Origin of the sequence: Luteitalea sp., from assembly GCA_009377605.1 — a bacterium.
Taxonomy (GTDB): domain Bacteria; phylum Acidobacteriota; class Vicinamibacteria; order Vicinamibacterales; family Vicinamibacteraceae; genus WHTT01.
The window spans coordinates 1-523 of sequence record WHTT01000356.1; the positions used below are offsets into that span (position 1 = coordinate 1).

A 523-nucleotide genomic window follows, 5' to 3' on the forward strand; every position below is an offset into this window, starting at 1 on the left:
GGAGGCGATCCCCCATGAGCCAACTCGACGTCAGCCAGCTCGACTTCGCCCGGCTGAGCCCGGGCGACTTCGCGCGCCTCGTCAAGGAAACGCCGAAGACCGAGCTCACCGAGGCGATGTCGGGTGAGCTGCGCGGCCGCGTGCTCGACGAGATCTTCACGCGGATGACCGAGCAGTTCCTGCCGGAGAAGGCGGGCAGCAAGCGCGCGGTCGTCCACTGGCGGATCACCGGCCGGCCGGACGGCGACCAGGACGAGTACGAGCTCGTCATCGCCGACGCCACCTGCACGGTGAACACTCCGCCGCAGCACGAGCCGCGCGTCACGATCACGCTGGACGCCGTCGAGTTCCTCAGGCTCGTGTCGGGGAACGCCTCGTCGACCACGATGTTCTTCACCCGCAAGCTGACGCTCAACGGTGATCTCGGTCTCGGGTCCGGTCTCATCTCCATGTTCGACATCCCCAAGCCGTGAAGGGGCTGCCGCGTGTCCGAGTTCTCCCTCGACCTCACCGAGGAACAAGC

Annotated in this window: 1 protein-coding gene; it reads left to right on the top strand. The window is 67.1% G+C overall.

Going from position 1 to position 523, the window contains the following annotated elements; genetic code table 11:
* Nucleotides 1–14: 14 nt before the first annotated feature.
* On the top strand, nucleotides 15–473 hold the full coding sequence (locus tag GEV06_29280) for an acyl-CoA synthase (GenBank protein MPZ21929.1): 459 nt from the start codon (nucleotides 15–17) through the stop codon (nucleotides 471–473).
* Nucleotides 474–523: the final 50 nt, after the last annotated feature.